Source organism: Curtobacterium pusillum, from assembly GCF_013359865.1.
GTDB classification, from domain to species: Bacteria; Actinomycetota; Actinomycetes; order Actinomycetales; family Microbacteriaceae; genus Curtobacterium; species Curtobacterium pusillum.
This window is the reverse complement of the sequence record NZ_JABMCE010000063.1, coordinates 68,651-83,332: the sequence shown is the minus strand read 5'-3', so window position 1 is coordinate 83,332 and position 14,682 is coordinate 68,651. Positions and strand designations below refer to the sequence as shown.

Genomic DNA, 14,682 nt, shown 5'->3' with positions numbered 1-14,682 from the left:
GGTCAGCGGTCGCGGGGCGGGCCTGGAGGCGCGGTGCGGCCCCGTCAGACCGGCTCGGCCGCAGCGGACGGGAACGCCCGGCGCCGCGACGACCGAGCAGCCACGAACGAGTCGGCCGTCAGGATGACCAGGGCCAGCCAGACGATCCCGAAGCCGAACCAGCGCGCGCCGGACATCGGCTCGTGCTGCACGACGACCCCGACGAGCAGCTGCATGATCGGCGCGAGGTACTGCGTCAACCCGAGCGTGGACAGGCTCACACGACGCGCCGAGGACGCGAAGAGCAGCAGCGGTACCGCCGTCGCGGGCCCGGTCAGCACCGTCACGAGCACGTGCACCCAGCCCTCGCTCGTGAACGTCACCCCACCGCCCGAGCCCGTCACGGCGAGCACCACCAGGGCGACGACGGCGACCGGCAGCAGCCACACCGTCTCGATCGTCAGGCCGCTCAGGGCGTCGACCGTACCGCCGACCCGCTTCTTCACCAGGCCGTACAGGCCGAACGAGAAGGCCAGCGCGAGCGAGATCCACGGCATCCGGCCGTACCCGACCGCGATGACCACGACCGCCACCACACTGATGCCGACCGCCGTCCACTGCGCCGGACGCAGGCGCTCGCGGAGCACCACCACGCCGAGCGCGATCGTCACGAGCGGGTTGATGAAGTACCCGAGGGCGGCCTCGACCGTGTGGCCGGTCGTCGTCGCGGCGACGTACACGGTCCAGTTGACCAGGATGAGCACCGCGGCGAGCCCCATCACGAGCATCACCCGGCGCTGCGCCATCAGGGAGCGGGTCCGGAGCCACGACCGGGTCACGGCGATCGCGACGGCGCAGAACACCAGGCCGAAGACGACCCGCCAGGCGACGATCTCGAACGCGCCGGCGGGGGCCATCGCCGCGAAGAGCAGCGGCATGAGACCCCAGAGCCCGTACGCGACGATCGCCTGCACGACGCCGACGGATGCCTCGCTGCGGGCGGGACGCGACGGACTCGGTTCACTCACGGAACCATCCTAGGAAGCCACACCGACACGGCGGGGCCGCATCGCGCCTCCAGAACGGAGCGGGCGACCGATGCCCGACCGCAGCCGGACGCACGAACGCCCCGCCGGCGAGGAGCCGAGCGGGGCGTTCGTGACGGAGAACGCAGGTCTCAGTGCTCGATGACCGCGAGGACGTCGCGGGCCGAGAGGACGAGGAGGTCCTCGCCCGAGTACTTGACCTCGGTTCCGCCGTACTTCGAGTAGATGACCTTGTCACCCACGGCGACGTCCAGCGGGACGCGGTTGCCGTTGTCGTCGATACGACCCGGACCCACGGCGACGACCTCGCCCTCCTGGGGCTTCTCCTTCGCGGTGTCCGGGATGACCAGACCGGAAGCGGTGGTCTGCTCCGCCTCGACCTGGCGGATGACGATGCGATCCTCGAGCGGCTTGATGCTGACGGCCACGGTGACCTCTTCTTTCTCGGTACTGACTCGGTACAGATGAAAACCGGGTTGGCACTACGCACAGGAGAGTGCCAACGCCCCAACTCTAGGGCGTCGTTGGCACTCGGTCAATCCGAGTGCCAACGTCCACCCGGGCTCCCGGCGACCTGGGAGGATCGTCGGGTGGAAGCCGCCGACCTCGCCCAGTTGCTGACCCCCGAGGGGATGGCCCTGCTCGACCGTACGCCGGCCGTCTCGGACGGCGGTGAGATCGTCCGGGTCGTCTCACGGCTGCGTTCCGAGGGGCACGACCCGGGGCTCGTGGCCGCGGTGCTGACGCAGGCGAAGCTCCGGCAGAGAGCGTTGAGCAAGTTCGGTCCGTTCGCGGCACGGATGCTGTTCACCGAGGCCGGGCTCGAACAGGCCACCCGGCTGCAGGTCGCCGCCCAGCACGCAGGACGCTTCGCGGCGGCCGGGCTCACCCGCGTCGCAGACCTCGGCTGCGGCATCGGCGGCGACGCCATGGCGATGGCCGCGCTCGACCTCGACGTCACCGCGGTCGACCGGGACGAGGTGACCGCTGCCGTGGCGACCCACAACCTGTCGCCCTGGGACCACGCACGGGTCGAACTCGGGGACGCGGCGGCGTTCGACCTGTCGCGCGTCGACGGCGTGTGGATGGACCCGGCACGACGGACCTCCGGACACACGAACACGAAACGTCTCACCGACCCGGACGAGTGGTCACCGTCCCTCGACACCGTGTTCGCCGCCGCCACGACGACCCCGACGGGCGTGAAACTCGGCCCGGGAGTCGACCGCGACCTCATCCCCGACACCGCCGAGGCGCAGTGGACGTCCGTCGACCGCGAGGTCGTCGAGCTCGCCCTCTGGTTCGGCCCGCTGGCGCGACCGGGCGTCCGGCGCGCCGCGACGGTCATCGGGCCGCACGGCGTCGCCGAGCTCACCGGCGCCGCGGATGCCCCGGACGAGGCCGTCGGGCCGATCGGCGAGTACCTCTACGAACCCGACGGCGCGGTCATCCGCGCACGGCTCATCGGCGACCTCGCGCGCAGCATCGACGGGCGCATGCTGTCCGAGGGCATCGCCTACATCACCTCGGACCGGGCCGTCACGACGCCCTTCGCACAGGGCTTCCGGGTGCTCGACACGATGCCGCTCGACGTGAAGAAGCTCGCCGCACGGCTCGCAGCGGACGGCATCGGCACGGTGGAGATCAAGAAGCGCGGCGTCGACGTCGACCCGGCGCAGTTCCGGAAGCGGCTGCGTCTCCGCGGGCGCGGTCGCGTCACGCTCGTGCTCACCCGACTGGAGGGACGGCACACCGCGATCCTGTGCGAGCGGCTCGCCGACGTGGCCGGGTAGGGCGCGGGGCGCGGACGCGGACCCCGGTGGGGTCAGCCGATGAAGGCGCCCGAGTCGTAGCCGTAGTCGTAGTTGTCGGAGTATGAACTCCCGACTGCGGTCAGCACGATGATGAGCCCGACGACGAGGATGAACAGGCCGGTGAGGACCCACCCGCCGATGATCCCGGCGAGCGCCAGGCCGCGGCCGCCTTCGCCGGACTGCTTGATCTTGCCCAGGGCGATGTGGCCCATGATCGCGCCGGCCGGGCTGGTGAGGATCACGAGCGGCCAGATGATGACGCCGCCGAAGGCGAAGACGATCGACAGGATCGCCAGCGTGTTCGTCCTCGGGCGCTGGGCGTAGGGCTGGTACCCGACCGAGGAGTACGCGCCGGGAGCGGCGTACGGGTTGGCCCCCTGCGGAACGCCGTACTGGTTCGCGTTCGGCGCCTGCGGGGCAGCGTACGGGTTGTGGGGCGCGGCGTAGGGGTTCTGCGGAGCGCCGTACCCCGGCTGCCCGCTCGGCCGGCCCGGTGCGGCGTAGGGGTTCTGCGGTGCGGCGTAGGGGTTCTGCGGTGCGGCGTACGGGTTCTGCGGAGCTGTGTGGCCCTCGGAGACGCCCTGGGCTGCGGCACCCTGGCCGGACTGCGCCCACGGGTCGGACGGGGCCGCGGCCGGAGCCTCGGGCGCCGACGCACCGTACTGCTGCGGCTGGCCGTACTCGGGCTGCGTCGCGCTCGACGGCGCCCTCTGCTCCCCTGCCGGCTGGTTCGCGGACGCGCCACCCTCCGGAGTCGTCTCGCCCGGCTTCGGCCAATGGTTCTGATCGGACACCGTCCACCCCTCTCGGCACCTGGTTCGTCGGTGCCCTGTGAATCCTCCCACACGCGCTCGGGGCCGGTGCGGACGACGGCCGTCAGACCTGGACGGTCGTCACCGGCAGGGTCGAGTCCGCCGCGATCCCGAGGTCGCTCGGCGCGTGCCCCTCGGCGACGAGCTTCGCCCCGATCGCCGCGATCATCGCGCCGTTGTCCGTGCAGAGGTCGAGCGGCGGGATCCGCAGCTCGACGCCCGCCGCCTCGCACCGCTCCGTCGCGACCTGGCGGAGGCGGGCGTTCGCCACGACACCGCCACCGAGCAGCAGCCGGTCCACACCGGTGTCCCGGCAGGCGTTCAACGCCTTCGTGACGAGCACGTCCACCACGGCTTCCCGGAAGCTGGCGGCGACGTCGGCCACGGGGACCTCACGTCCCTCGTCGCGGCAGCGCTCGACCCACCGCGCGACGGCCGTCTTCAGCCCGGAGAACGAGAAGTCGTACCGGTGCGCCGCCATGTCCTTCGGCAGGGTCAGCCCGCGGGGGAACCGGATCGCCGTCGGGTCGCCGTCGGCCGCCGCCCGGTCGATCTGCGGGCCACCCGGGTACGGCAGGCCGAGCAGGCGCGCGACCTTGTCGAACGCCTCCCCGGCGGCGTCGTCGATCGTCTCGCCGAGCAGTTCGACGTCGCCGACGAGGTCGCGCACGAGCAGCAGGGACGTGTGCCCGCCGGACACCAGGAGCGCCACCGTCGGGAGCTCGATCGCGCTGCCGTCCGCGCGGAGGACGTCCGCGCCGACGTGCCCGACGAGGTGGTTCACGCCGTACAGCGGTTTGCCCGTCGCCACGGCGAGCGCCTTCGCGGCGCCGACACCGACCATGAGTGCTCCGGCGAGCCCCGGACCGGCGGTGACCGCCACGGCGTCGAGGTCGTCGAGGGTGACGCCCGCCTGGTCGAGCGCAGCGGTGAGCGTCGGGGTCATCGCCTCGAGGTGCGCCCGCGCGGCCACCTCGGGCACGACACCGCCGTAGCGCGCGTGCTCCTCCATGCTCGACGCGATGACGTTCGCGAGCAGCGTGCTGCCGCGGACGATCCCGACGCCCGTCTCGTCGCAGCTCGTCTCGATGCCGAGCACGAGTGGTTCAGCGGTGCTCATCGAGTGTCTCCTGTCCGATCGGTCCGGGCCGGCTCGTCGCGGGCGACAGCTCCGCCCGCATCACCCACGCATCGACGCCGTCCGGCTGGTAGTAGCGCGGACGGACGGCGATCCGCTCGAACCCGAACGCGGTGTACATCGCCTGTGCGACGGGGTTGTCGGCGCGGACCTCGAGGAACACCTCGTGCACACCGCGGCGACGCGCCTCGTCGAGCAGTTCGGTGAAGAGGACGCGGCCGATGCCCCGGCCCCGCTGGTCGGCCGCGACCGCGATGGTCTGGACGTCCGCGACGGGGTTGCCGGCGAGCGACGAGAGCCCGGCGTACCCGACGATCGTCGGTGCGCCGTCGTCCGTGGTCTCCACGACGACGTAGTACCCGTGCGGCGAGTACAGCTCGCCGGACATCTGCGACGCCGACCAGGCATCGGTCGGGAACGAGGCGTGCTCGAGCCACATGACGTCGTCGAGGTCCTGCGGATGTGCGCGCCGCAGGCGCAGCCCGTCCGGCAGGCTCACTGCTTCACCCGCTTCGGTGCACCCGGCATCGTGACGTCCGGATCGCGGAGGTAGAGGGGGGTGTCGTCGGCGAAGGAACCGCCGGAGGCGAGCGTGTCCGCGGCGAGCGAGCCGAGCCTCCAGGCCGGGATGGAGGTGACGGTCACGCGGTCCCAGCCCGCGGCTTCCGGACGGGAGGCGCGGATCGCCTCGTCGAGGTCCGCCGGCTTCGCGAGTCCCGGACCCGCGATGCGCGTACCGGTCTGGTCGTACGCGCTCCAGTAGACCTCGCGCCGACGCGCGTCCGTGAGGACGACGAACGGACCGCCCTGCGACTGGTCGGCTGCGACCGCGTCGTGGCTGACGATGGGCAGGAAGGGGACGCCGCGAGCGGCAGCGAAGGTGCGGGCGGCGGCGATGCCGACACGGAGGCCGGTGAACGGGCCCGGGCCCATGCCGGCGACGACGCCCGTGACGTCCGCGGGGGCGGTACCGGCCTCGGTCAGGACCTCGGCGAGGAACGGGCCGATCACCTCGGCGTGGCGGCGGCTGTCCTCGGTGCTGCGCTCCGCGAGGGGTCGGCCGGTGGTCGGGTCGACGACGGCGACGGACGTTCCGGCGGAGGTGTCGATCACGAGCAGCACCCGTCCATCGTAGGCATCCTCCGCACCGGCGAACGCCCGGCACGGGACTCGATCGTCTCGATCGTCCGTCTCGAAATGGCACTGAAACGTCCAGTACCACCGCACGGGAGACCGCCATGAAGATCCGCCCGATCGCTCGTCAGCGCTGCGTCCTCGGTGCGGCGACGAGGTCACCATCACCCTCACCCAGCGCTGAACGCACGCTTCGCGTTCGAGCAACCCCAACGAAAGCGACGAACATGACGACGACCATCCTGAAGAACTGCACGGCCGGAGTGCTGGGGCTCGCGCTCCTCGCCGGCGGGACCCTGAGCACCCAGACGGCCAACGCAACGCAGCTGCCGGAAGCCGTGTCCGCACGCAGCGCCGACGGGGCGGAGATCAGTGTGACGGACGGCCTCGGGTACGTCCCCGGGAAATCGGTCGTCCTCCGGGGGATCGCGCCCGCGCACGCGCTCGTCACGGTCCGGACCGTCCGCGGAGGCCTCGTCGACCGCGTCGCCATGGCCGACTCCTCCGGGCGCTGGGCGCTCGATCTCGGTGTGACCCTCGACGGCGATGCGAAACTGCTGGAGATCGCCGCCGGGGATGCTCGGACGCAGGCTTGGCTCAAGCCGGGCAACGGCGACGGAGCCGCCCCGGTGCACCACCCGCTCAGCGTGCGCGGTCTCGGGTACACGCCTGGCGAACCCGTCGTCCTCACCGGCAAGACGAGCGGACACCGTCTGGTCGTGATCACCTCCTACGAGTTCAGGGCGGGCACCACCTACTCCGACGCCGACGGGAACTGGGAGTTCAGGATCGACGAGGACCTCCACGACCGCCCGGTCGAGGTGTCCGTGCACGAGTCCGGACACGACGGCGATCTCCAGAGCGACAGCGCGTTCGTGTGGCTCAAGCCGGGCAACCCGGACGGACTCGCCCCGGGAGACCCACAGCTCGCGGTTGCCGACGAGTTCGAGTACACCGCTGACGAACCCGCTACGCTGCACGGCAAGGCGACGCCTGACGCTGTCGTGACGCTCCAGTCGACGGATGCGAGCGTCGCTCTCTGGACCAGAGCGGATGCCGACGGCAACTGGTCGCGCACGATCCAGAAGCCCCTCGACGGAACCTCGCTCGACATCTCGGTACGGTCGCGTGGCACGGAGGTCAAGACACGGATCCGTCCCGCTGACGCGGTGGACCCGGTCGACCCGACCGACCCGGTCGACCCGGTCGACCCGACCGACCCCGTCGACCCCGTCGACCCCGGCGCTCCTGTCGAGCGGGAACTCGCGGCGACCGGTGGGCTCGGCTACAACCCGGGCGAGAAGATCACCGTCACCGGGACCGCCAACGCCCACTCCACCGTGTCACTCGCCGCCTACAACGACGGCATCACCATCCCCGTGTACGCCACTGCGAACGCCCGGGGAGTCTGGACAGCCGAGCTGCCCAAGACGTTCACCACCGAAGCGGTCAAGCTCACCATCGGCGGCCAGGGCACCACCATCACCACCTGGCTCAAGCCCGGCAACGGCGACGGCCAGGCCCCGAAGCAGCACGACCTCGCAGCGACGGGCGGGCTCGGATACACCCCCGGCGAGAAGATCACCGTCACCGGGACCGCCAACGCCCACAGCACGGTGACGATCTCGGCTCCGAGCGCGGGGCTGTCCCTCCCCGCCTCCGGGAAGGCTGACAGCTCCGGCACGTGGTCGATCGACCTGCCCAAGACGTTCACCACCGAAGCGGTCAAGCTGACCATCGGTGGCCAGGGCACCACCATCACCACCTGGCTCAAGCCCGGCAACGGCGACGGCCAGGCCCCGACACAGCACGACCTCACGATCACCGGTGGGCTCGAGTACACCCCGGGCGAGACGATCACGCTCTCCGGTACGGCGAACGCACACAGCAACGTGTTCGTGAGCGCGTGGAACAACGGGATCCACCTCCTCCAGGCCGCTGCCGCCGGTCAGGGGAAGTGGTCGATCGAGCTCCCCCGCACCTTCGACTCCGAGGTGGTCCGGCTCACGGTCGAGGGTCAGAGCGGACGAATCACCGCGGACCTCAAGCCGATCGCGGGCTGATGCTCGCCGACGTCCGGCCCCGGTGCACGAGTGCGCCGGGGCCGGCCGGCGTTCGACGAACGCGCTCGTTCACAGGGCGACGTCGGCCCAGCGTGGTCCGGTCGCGGTGACGATGACGCGGCGCGGTTCGTCGGGGACGTCGTCCGGGTCGAGGTCGGTGCCGACGTCGCCGGCGTCGGCTCCGGTGGCGCGGACGATCTCGACGTCGAGGACGCTCTCGGAGATGCCGTCCACGAACCCCCGCCCCCACTCGACCACCACGATCGACGCGTCCCAGTCGAGGTCGAGGTCGTCGAGCTCCACGGGGTCGGACAGCCGGTAGGCGTCGACGTGCACGAGGTCCGGCCCCGCCGTGGTCGGGTGCGTCCGGGCGAGCACGAACGTCGGGCTCGACACCTGGCCGCGGGCTCCGAGCGCCGCCCCGAGCCCGCGGGTCAGCGTCGTCTTGCCGGCGCCGAGCGGTCCGGTCAGCACGACGACGTCCCCGGCGTGCAGCACCGCGGCGAGCCGCGCACCGAGCGCGCCCATCTCGTCGGTGGTCGCGACCGTGGTGTCGAGGAGGACGGGGCTCACCGCTCGCCCCGCAGGTACTCCGCGACGTGCCCCTCCACCCGGTGACCCTCGTAGACCCGGGGCACGCGGGAGCCAATCCGGCAGACGATCTCCTCGCCGATGGTGCCGAGGGCTTCCCCCCACTCGAGGACGGTCATCTCGTCGTGCTCGCCGGTGCCGAACAGCACGACGGTGTCGCCGATGCGGACGTCGTCGTCGCCGACGTCGACCAGGAACTGGTCCATCGCGACGCGCCCCGCGATCGGGTAGCGCTTGCCGCCGATCGCGACCTCGACCCGGCCCTGCGCGAGCCGGGGGACCCCGTCGGCGTACCCGACCGGCACGAGCGCGAGTGTCGTCTCGGTGGTCGTCCGGTACGTGTAGTCGTAGGAGACCCCGGTGTCGACGGGCACGCGCTTCGTCTTCGCGACCGAGGCGGTGAGCGTCATCACGGGTTCGAGGCCGAGGTCCGCTGCCGAGACGCCGTCCGCGCCCGGGATGCCGAACAGGTTCGCCCCCATCCGGACCATGTCCTTGCGGAACTCCTTGCGTTCCAGGCCGGCGAGCGACGCGGCGACGTGCTCCATCGGGACGTCGAGGCCGAGGCCGTCGGCCTGCTCGACCGCGGCGTCGAAGAGCGCGACGGCGGAGGCGTCCTCGTCGTCGGAGGACTCCGCGAGGTGCGTGTACGCGGCGACGACCTCGATACGCCCGTCGCGCTGGGCGTCCCGTGCGAGCGACACCAGCGCCGGCCAGTCGTCGGGCGTCGCACCGTCGCGGTGGAGGCCCGAGTCGAACCCGAGGTGCACGCGCGCGGGCCGCTGGTCGACCGCGTCGATCACCCGCTGCAGTTCCGGGACGTTCGAGACGCCGAGGTCCACCGCGGAGTCGATCGCGTCCCGGAAGTCCAGCGACGGGTCGTGCTGCCACGTGAACAGGTGCACGTCCTCGCCGACACCGATCGACCGCAGGCGCAGGGCTGCGGGCACCGTGAGCACGCCGATCCACCGGATGCCGGCGTCGACCGCGGCGAGGGCGATCGGCTCGAGGCCGTGCCCGTACGCGTCGGCCTTCATGATCGCCATGAGCTCGACGGGGTCCATCCACTCGCGGACGAGGTCGAGGTTGGCGCGGTAGGCGTCCAGGTCGATCTCGGCCCGGCGCAGCGGCGCGTTCACGACGTCCTCCGTTCGACGCTGCGGCCGACCCGGGCGACCACCTCGTAGTTGATCGTGCCGACCGCCGCTGCCCAGTCCTCCACCGCGGGGTCGCCGTTCGCCGGGTCGCCCCAGAGCACGGCCTCGTCGCCCACGTGGACCTCGGCGTCCCCGATGTCCACGTGCATGGCGTTCATCGCGACCCGACCCACGACCGGGAACGTCCGGTCGCCGATCCGCACCGACACCCGGTTCCCGAAGTCACGGTCGAAGCCGTCGGCGTACCCCAGCCCGATGACCGCGAGCCTGGTGTCCGCCGGCGCCCGCCACGTGTAGCCGTAGCTGACGCCGTCGCCAGCGCGGACCGGCACCGTGCGGAGCACCGACGCGGTCACCCGCATCGCCGGGCGCAGGCCGAGGTCGGCCGAGGTGCGGTCAGCGAACGGGCTGAGACCGTACAGCGCGAGGCCCACCCGTGCGGCGTCGCGACGCGTCTCCGGGACGGCGATGCTCGCGGCGCTGGCGGCGAGGTGCACCATGTCCGGGACGATCCCGTTCGCCGCGAGACCGTCGAGCGCCCGCTGGAGCGCGGCGTCCTGGTCGAGGTCGTCCGCACGCGAGGCGTTCGACAGGTGCGACATGAGGCCCTCGACCCGGGTCCGTCCGCTCCCCCGTGCGAGGCGCCCGGCGGTCTCGAAGAGCTCGGGCCACTCGGACTCGACCGCGCCGTTGCGGCTCAGACCGGTGTCGACGCAGACGTGCACCGCCGGGACCTCGGAGTCCGCCGCCGCCGAGAGTTGCGACACGCTCGACACCGCCGGCGTGATGCCGTACTGGGCTGCACGACGGAAGTCCTCGTCGGGGGCGTGCAGCCAGGCGAGGATCCGGACGCCCTCGTCGATGCCCGCGTGCCGGAGTGCGACGCCCTCGTCGATGTCGGCGACGCCGAGCCACTCCGCCCCGGCGTCCACGAACGCCTGCGCGGCCTCGGCCGCGCCGTGGCCGTAGCCGTTGGCCTTGACGACCGCGATGACGCCGGACGGGGCCACCTGTGCGGCGACCGTCGCGTAGTTGGCGATCAGGGCCTCCCGGTCGACCGTGATCCCGGTGTACCCACTCACTGGACGTCCCCTTCCAGGACCACGAACGCGGTCGCGATCCCTCCATCGTGCGAGAGCGACAGGTGCACGCTCGCGACCCCGCGCCGGTCGGCGACCTGCCGCGCTCCCTGGCGCAGCGTCAGCGAGGGGTTCCGCTGGTCGTCCGACACGACCTCGAGGTCCTGCCAGCTCAACCCCGCGCTCGACCCGAACGCCTTGATCAGTGCCTCCTTCGCCGCGAACCGGGCGGCGAGCGAGGCGATCGGCCGGGGCTCACCGTCCCGCACGAGCTCCGACGGCGTGAACAGCCGCGTGCGCATCGCGGGCGTCCGGGTCAGCACCCGTTCGAACCGCTCCAGGTCGACCACGTCGACCCCGATGCCGATGATCATCGCCGACTACTCGACGGTGACCGACTTCGCGAGGTTGCGCGGCTGGTCGACGTCGAGACCCTTCGCCGCGGCGAGCTCCATGCCGAACATGTGCAGCGGCGCCACGGCGAGCAGCGGCTCGAACAGCGGCGTCGCGAGCGGGATGCGCAGGACCTCGTCCGCGAAGGGGAGCACGGCGGCATCGCCCTCTTCCGCGATGGCGATCACCCGGGCACCGCGTGCGCGGATCTCCTGGATGTTCGACACGACCTTGGAGTGCAGCGACCGCGGGTCGCGCGGGGACGGCACGATCACGAAGACGATCTGCCCCGGCTCGATGAGGGCGATCGGACCGTGCTTGAGCTCACCGGCAGCGAACCCCTCGGCGTGGATGTAGGCGAGCTCCTTGAGCTTCAGCGCACCCTCGAGCGCGATCGGGTAGCCGACGTGGCGCCCGAGGAACAGGACGCTGCGCGTGTCCGCCATCCAGCGGGCGAGGTCCGTGATGCCGGAGGCGTCGTCGATGGTCTGCTGCAGCTTCGGCGCGAGCCCCTCGAGCTCGGCGACCTGCTCCGCGATCTGCTCGGCGGTGAGCGTGCCGCGCAGCGTGGCGAGGTGCAGCCCGAGCAGGTAGAGCGCGACGCCCTGGGCGATGAAGGCCTTCGTCGACGCGACCGCGACCTCGGGTCCGGCGTGGGTGTAGATCACCGCGTCGGACTCGCGCGGGATCGTCGCGCCCTGGGTGTTGCAGATCGACAGGACCTGGGCACCCTGCTCGCGCGCGTACTTCACGGCCATGAGCGTGTCCATGGTCTCGCCGGACTGGCTGATCGACACGACGAGGGTCCGCTCGTTCAGGACCGGGTCGCGGTAGCGGAACTCGTGGGCCAGCTCGACCTCGACCGGGACGCGTGCCCACTGCTCGATCGCGTACTTGCCGAGGATGCCGGCGTACGCCGCGGTGCCGCACGCGATGACGATGACCCGGTCGACCTGCTGGAGGCGTTCGGCGATCGGGTCGAGGTCCGTCAGGGTCACGGCGCCGTCGTGCACACGGCCGAGGATGGTCTTCGCGACGGCCTCGGGCTCCTCGCTGATCTCCTTCGCCATGAAGGACGTCCAGCCGCCCTTGTCGGCCGCGGAGGCGTCCCAGTTCACCTCGAACTCGCTCGGGGCGGCCGGGGTGCCGTCGAAGTGGATGACGTCGACGCCGTCGGGGCGGATCGTCGCGATCTCGTCCTGCCCGATGGCGAGGGCGCGCTGCGTGTACGCGACGAACGCGGCGACGTCGGAGCCCATGAAGTTCTCGCCGTCGCCGAGTCCCACCACGAGCGGGGAGTTGCGTCGGGCGCCGACGACGACGCCGGGCTGGTCGGCGTGCACGACGAGGAGCGTGAAGGCGCCCTCGAGTCGCTGCACGACCTGCTGCATCGCACTCGTCAGGTCACCCGTCTGCCGGAACGCCCGGGCGACGAGGTGCGCGGCGACCTCGGAGTCGGTCTCGCTGAGGAACTCGACGCCCTCGTCGAGCAGCTCCTGCTTCAGCTCGGAGAAGTTCTCGATGATGCCGTTGTGGATGAGCGCGAGCTTGCCGCCGTCGGCCAGGTGCGGGTGCGCGTTGCCGTCGGTCGGGCCGCCGTGCGTCGCCCAGCGGGTGTGCCCGATGCCGGTGCCGCCGTCGGCGATGGGGTGCGACTCCAGCTCGTCGACCAGGGCCTGGAGCTTGCCCGCCTTCTTCGCGGAGGCGAGTTCCTGCGTCCCGTCCACGACGGCGATGCCCGCCGAGTCGTAGCCGCGGTACTCGAGCCGACGGAGACCACCGAGGAGCACGTCCTGGCTGCTGTTGCTGCCGACGTAGCCGACGATTCCACACATGGGGACGATCCTACGGTCTGCCTCGGCACCGACCCTGCGAAGGAGCAGGGCTGGGGATAACGTTTGGGACATGGGACGGTTCGACGACATCGCGATCACGACGCTGCAGGGTTCGGAGACGACGTTCGGCGAGTTCGCGGACAAGGCGGTGCTCGTGGTGAACGTCGCGTCGCGGTGCGGCCTCGCGCCGCAGTACGAGCAGCTCGAGGCGCTCCAGAAGGAGTACGGGCCGCGGGGCTTCACCGTGCTCGGCTTCCCGAGCAACCAGTTCCTGCAGGAGCTCGGCACGTCCGAGGCCATCGACGAGTACTGCTCCACGACGTGGGGCGTCACGTTCCCGATGTCCGAGAAGGTCAAGGTGAACGGCAAGGGCGCGCACCCGCTCTACAAGGCCCTCAAGGAGACACCGGACGCGGACGGCAAGGCGGGTCGCGTCACGTGGAACTTCGAGAAGTTCCTGGTCGCGCCGGACGGCACCGTGTCGCGCTTCCGCCCCACGACGAAGCCGGACGCGCCGCAGGTGATCGCCGCCATCGAGGCGGCGCTCCCCGCCTGACGACGGGCGCTGCGGCGCCGACGCACGCACGGCAGTCGGACGGGAGGCGCGGTGCAGGTGAGCCGGTCGGCTCACCTGCACCGCGCCTCCAGTCAGTACGCTCGGTCCCATGCCGATCCCGGACACCGCCGTCGCGCACCCGACCCCCTTCGTGGAGATCCCGCGTCGCGAGTGGTCGCAGCTCGCCCCCAGGGAGCACCTCTCCCTGACCGAGACCGAGATCGTGCAGCTGCGCGGCCTCGGCGACCGGCTCGACATGCAGGAGGTGCAGGAGGTCTACCTGCCCCTGTCACGGCTGCTGACGCTGTACGCAGCCGGGGCGCGAAACCTGCACGCCGAGACGAGCCGGTTCCTCGGTGAGCGGGCCGGACGTACGCCGTTCGTCATCGGCGTCGCCGGTTCGGTGGCCGTCGGGAAGTCCACCGTCGCCCGTCTCCTCCGCGAACTGACGAAGCGCTGGCCGGACACCCCGCGGGTGGAGCTCGTGACGACGGACGGGTTCCTGTACCCGAACGCCGAGCTCGAGCGGCGCGGGATCATGGACCGCAAGGGCTTCCCGGAGTCGTACGACCGCCGTTCCCTGCTGCGCTTCGTCAGCCAGGTGAAGAGCGGTGCCGCCGAGGTCCGCGCGCCGTACTACTCGCACCTCGTGTACGACATCGTGCCCGATGCCGAGATCGTGGTGCGGCAGCCGGACGTCCTCATCGTCGAGGGGCTGAACGTGCTCGCGCCGCCGGTGCACGGGCGGCTGGCGCTGTCCGACCTCTTCGACTTCACGATCTACGTCGACGCGAAGACGAAGGACATCGAGGCCTGGTACGTCGACCGGTTCCTGGCCCTGCAGGAAGAGGCGTTCGCGAGCCCGGACTCCTTCTTCCACCGCTTCGCGTCACTCTCCCGTTCCGACGCTATCGAGACCGCGACGCAGGTCTGGCGGGCGATCAACGAGCCGAACCTCATCGAGAACGTCCTGCCCACCCGCTCCCGCGCGACCCTCGTGCTGAAGAAGGCGGCGGACCACAAGGTCTCGTCGGTGCTGCTCCGCAAGATCTGACGGGCGCGGGGAGCGCGGAACACCGGTGCTC

Annotated in this window: 15 protein-coding genes; 4 read left to right on the top strand and 11 right to left on the bottom strand. The window is 71.5% G+C overall.

Features of this window, described 5'->3' with window-relative positions; translation table 11 throughout:
• Nucleotides 1–44 precede the first annotated feature (44 nt).
• Complete coding sequence (gene rarD / locus HP507_RS06315) at nucleotides 45–1,007, bottom strand: EamA family transporter RarD (protein WP_175350972.1); 963 nt, start codon at nucleotides 1,005–1,007, stop codon at nucleotides 45–47.
• Between the two features lie 149 nt (nucleotides 1,008–1,156).
• Complete coding sequence (gene groES / locus HP507_RS06310; RefSeq protein ID WP_071292506.1) at nucleotides 1,157–1,453, bottom strand: co-chaperone GroES; 297 nt, start codon at nucleotides 1,451–1,453, stop codon at nucleotides 1,157–1,159.
• A gap of 162 nt (nucleotides 1,454–1,615) precedes the next feature.
• On the opposite strand from groES, the gene HP507_RS06305 reads away from it, so the two are divergent.
• Complete coding sequence (locus HP507_RS06305) at nucleotides 1,616–2,818, top strand: class I SAM-dependent methyltransferase (protein ID WP_175350971.1); 1,203 nt, start codon at nucleotides 1,616–1,618, stop codon at nucleotides 2,816–2,818.
• Nucleotides 2,819–2,850: 32 nt separating this feature from the next.
• On the opposite strand, the gene HP507_RS18345 is transcribed toward HP507_RS06305, so the two are convergent.
• From HP507_RS18345 to tsaB, 4 genes are all read right to left on the bottom strand, one after another.
• The gene (locus tag HP507_RS18345) at nucleotides 2,851–3,633 is read right to left on the bottom strand and encodes a DUF4190 domain-containing protein (protein WP_175350970.1); all 783 of its coding nucleotides are present in this window, start codon (nucleotides 3,631–3,633) and stop codon (nucleotides 2,851–2,853) included.
• Between the two features lie 82 nt (nucleotides 3,634–3,715).
• Nucleotides 3,716–4,771: a tRNA (adenosine(37)-N6)-threonylcarbamoyltransferase complex transferase subunit TsaD gene (tsaD, locus tag HP507_RS06295; RefSeq protein WP_175350969.1), complete on the bottom strand. Its 1,056-nt coding sequence runs from the start codon at nucleotides 4,769–4,771 to the stop codon at nucleotides 3,716–3,718.
• Complete coding sequence (gene rimI / locus HP507_RS06290; RefSeq protein ID WP_175350968.1) at nucleotides 4,758–5,288, bottom strand: ribosomal protein S18-alanine N-acetyltransferase; 531 nt, start codon at nucleotides 5,286–5,288, stop codon at nucleotides 4,758–4,760. Before rimI ends, tsaD begins: the two co-directional genes overlap by 14 nt.
• A complete protein-coding gene (tsaB, locus tag HP507_RS06285) occupies nucleotides 5,285–5,911 on the bottom strand; it encodes a tRNA (adenosine(37)-N6)-threonylcarbamoyltransferase complex dimerization subunit type 1 TsaB (protein ID WP_175350967.1) in 627 nt (208 codons plus the stop codon). The genes rimI and tsaB overlap by 4 nt, the downstream gene beginning before the upstream one ends.
• 239 nt (nucleotides 5,912–6,150) lie before the next feature.
• Between tsaB and HP507_RS17545 the strand changes: the two genes are divergently transcribed.
• Nucleotides 6,151–7,986, top strand: coding sequence for a hypothetical protein (locus tag HP507_RS17545; RefSeq protein WP_217508538.1), 1,836 nt, complete (start codon nucleotides 6,151–6,153; stop codon nucleotides 7,984–7,986).
• Between the two features lie 69 nt (nucleotides 7,987–8,055).
• Here the strand turns inward: HP507_RS17545 and tsaE are convergent, their stop codons facing one another.
• Genes tsaE through glmS form a run of 5 tightly spaced genes read right to left on the bottom strand, consistent with a single transcriptional unit; the run spans nucleotide 8,056 to nucleotide 13,041 of the window.
• Nucleotides 8,056–8,559: a tRNA (adenosine(37)-N6)-threonylcarbamoyltransferase complex ATPase subunit type 1 TsaE gene (gene tsaE, locus HP507_RS06275; protein ID WP_333781368.1), complete on the bottom strand. Its 504-nt coding sequence runs from the start codon at nucleotides 8,557–8,559 to the stop codon at nucleotides 8,056–8,058.
• Nucleotides 8,556–9,716, bottom strand: coding sequence for an alanine racemase (alr, locus tag HP507_RS06270; protein ID WP_175350966.1), 1,161 nt, complete (start codon nucleotides 9,714–9,716; stop codon nucleotides 8,556–8,558). Before alr (HP507_RS06270) ends, tsaE begins: the two co-directional genes overlap by 4 nt.
• Entirely contained in the window at nucleotides 9,713–10,816 is a 1,104-nt protein-coding gene (alr, locus tag HP507_RS06265; protein WP_175350965.1) for an alanine racemase, read from the bottom strand. The genes alr (HP507_RS06270) and alr (HP507_RS06265) overlap by 4 nt, the downstream gene beginning before the upstream one ends.
• The gene (locus HP507_RS06260) at nucleotides 10,813–11,187 is read right to left on the bottom strand and encodes a holo-ACP synthase (protein WP_175350964.1); all 375 of its coding nucleotides are present in this window, start codon (nucleotides 11,185–11,187) and stop codon (nucleotides 10,813–10,815) included. The genes alr (HP507_RS06265) and HP507_RS06260 overlap by 4 nt, the downstream gene beginning before the upstream one ends.
• A gap of 6 nt (nucleotides 11,188–11,193) precedes the next feature.
• Complete coding sequence (glmS, locus tag HP507_RS06255) at nucleotides 11,194–13,041, bottom strand: glutamine--fructose-6-phosphate transaminase (isomerizing) (protein WP_175350963.1); 1,848 nt, start codon at nucleotides 13,039–13,041, stop codon at nucleotides 11,194–11,196.
• A gap of 70 nt (nucleotides 13,042–13,111) precedes the next feature.
• Between glmS and HP507_RS06250 the strand changes: the two genes are divergently transcribed.
• Nucleotides 13,112–13,597, top strand: a complete 486-nt coding sequence (locus HP507_RS06250) for a glutathione peroxidase (RefSeq protein WP_175350962.1) — start codon at nucleotides 13,112–13,114, stop codon at nucleotides 13,595–13,597.
• A gap of 109 nt (nucleotides 13,598–13,706) precedes the next feature.
• Nucleotides 13,707–14,651 carry a type I pantothenate kinase gene (gene coaA, locus HP507_RS06245; RefSeq protein ID WP_175350961.1) on the top strand — a complete coding sequence of 315 codons (945 nt, stop codon included), beginning with the start codon at nucleotides 13,707–13,709 and terminating at the stop codon, nucleotides 14,649–14,651.
• Nucleotides 14,652–14,682 lie beyond the last annotated feature (31 nt).